This window comes from Pseudomonas sp. GW460-LB5 (assembly GCF_059423245.1).
Window position 1 is genome coordinate 1 of the sequence record NZ_JBWKXT010000124.1, and the last position, 2,041, is coordinate 2,041.

Consider the following 2,041-nt stretch of genomic DNA (forward strand, 5'->3'; position numbering starts at 1 on the left):
GTAACCGATCCATGAACCCCACCTACCACAAGGTGGAAGCCAAGGTTACCGTGGCATCTCTGGCGAACAGTTCCATGGCAGCAGCGCTTCGTAGTCTGCTACCGATGAGGCGTGCGGCAGTCGCTCCAGGACGTGGCGCAGCCACGTATAGGGCTCTTGGCCGTTGACCTTGGCGGTTTCGACCAAGCTGTAGATCTGCGCGCTAGCCGTGGCTCCCTTGGGCGTGTCACTGAACAGCCAAGCTTTGCGCCCGATCACAAACGGCTTTATGGCCCGCTCTGCCAGGTTGTTGTCGATCGGCAGGTGGCCCGCCTCGACATACCGCTCCAAGCGGTTCCAGTTGTTTGCCAGGTAAAGCACCGCCTTGCCCAGTACGCTTTGCGGTGTCACCTGTGAGTACGTCTTGTCGAGCCAACTTTTCAACTGCTCAAGGATCGGCAGGCTTCGTTCCTGACGACCGAGGAATCGCTGTTCATCGCTGGCATCCTTGAGGTCGCGTTCGATGCCATACAGTTTGTTGATCATCGTCAGCGCAACATCGGCGCGACCGGTCTTGCCCTTAGGCTGCACCTTCTGCGCTTCGACGAATTTACGCCGGACATGCGCCATGCACGCCAGTCGTTCAACGCCCGGCTGTAGCGCCAACGCGTTGTAGCCGGCGTAATCATCGGTCATCACGTAACCGCGATAGCCCTCCAGCAGGCGCAGCGGCACCTCCTGCGCGCGGCTGGTGGTGTAATCGAACAGCACGACTTGTCGATCAGGCGGGCCACTGGCCTGCACCCACATCCAGGATTGACTGGTCGGATCACGATCCGGCTCTTTGAGCACCTGCACGCGAGTTTCATCGCAATGGATCACCGGGCTTTCCAGCAGGCGGTCACGCATCAGGTTCAGCAGTGGCTGAAAGTGTTCGCTGCACTGGATGACCCAGCGGGCCAGGGTTTGCCGGGGGATCTCGATACCATGTCGGTTCAGCACCGTTTCGAAGCGGTGCAGCGGCAGGCCATCGACGTACTTGGTGGTTAGCAACATCGCCAGCACGCTGGGACTGGCCATGCTCTTTTCAATCAATTGGGCCGGCTTGTCAGCGGTGACCGGCGCGGTTTCGCAGCCACGGCAGCCATAGATTTTGCGTACGTGCTTAAGCACACGGATCTGCATCGGCACGATGTCGAGTTGTTCGCTGGTTTGCTCGCCAATCACGTGTTTGCGGCAACCACAGGCGCAAGTCAGTTCGTGCTCGGGCAAGTCATGAATGACTTCAATGCGTGGCAGGTCAGCCGACAGTGGCTTGCGTTTGCCGCGCTGCTTGCTTGGCGCAACAACTTCTTCGTCGGCATCATCAGCGGTAGGTACCCACTGACTTTCGGGTTCATTGAACAACGCCAGTTGGGGCGTGTTGGACTCGACGGTTTGCTCGGACTTGCGATTGAATAATCGGTCACGCAGCAGCTTGACCTGTTCTTTAAGGTCGACGATCTGACCTTTGTCGACCGTGCGCTCGGCCAACAACTGCGCAAGCAGTAGTTTGAGCGCGGCAGGGTCGTCAGGAAGGTTATCGGGCACTGAAATCATGGCCCGGATTATACCCGGTCAGGCGACGAAACGAGGAGTCAAAACCTGATGCGGACGGTTGCGCCAGAGATCGAAACCGTCGAGTAGCCAATTCAGTTCCTGGACGGTCAGTACGATAGCTTCGTCGGTCGCGTCGGGTGAAGTTTTGAAACGCTCGGCTTCGAGGCGCTTGAGCCAAAGGCAGAAGCCGTTGCGCTCCCAATACAACACCTTGATGCGGTTACGGGCTTTATTGAGGAAGACGAAAAGTACCGGGTCGAACACGGCGACCTTGATGTCCAGTTCGACCAGGGCAGTGAGGCCGTCGATGGACTTTCGAAAGTCCACGGGCTTGGGGTAGAGGTAGACTTTTTCGACTTTGCTGCCGGGGCGCATCATGGCGGGCTGGCTCCAGAAAGAAATCGGGAGCACAGCATCGGGAATCAGGTGGACGGTTGGAATGTGGGGATGATGGATCCCTTAC

Annotated in this window: 2 protein-coding genes; both read right to left on the reverse strand. The window is 58.2% G+C overall.

The genetic code is table 11. From position 1 onward, the window contains the following. Window positions 1–45 precede the first annotated feature (45 nt). Complete coding sequence (locus tag AC07XM_RS30960) at window positions 46–1,578, reverse strand: IS66-like element ISPpu15 family transposase (RefSeq protein ID WP_046786874.1); 1,533 nt, start codon at window positions 1,576–1,578, stop codon at window positions 46–48. 18 nt (window positions 1,579–1,596) lie between these two features. After that, a complete protein-coding gene (gene tnpB / locus AC07XM_RS30965; protein ID WP_046786873.1) occupies window positions 1,597–1,956 on the reverse strand; it encodes an IS66 family insertion sequence element accessory protein TnpB in 360 nt (119 codons plus the stop codon). Window positions 1,957–2,041 lie beyond the last annotated feature (85 nt).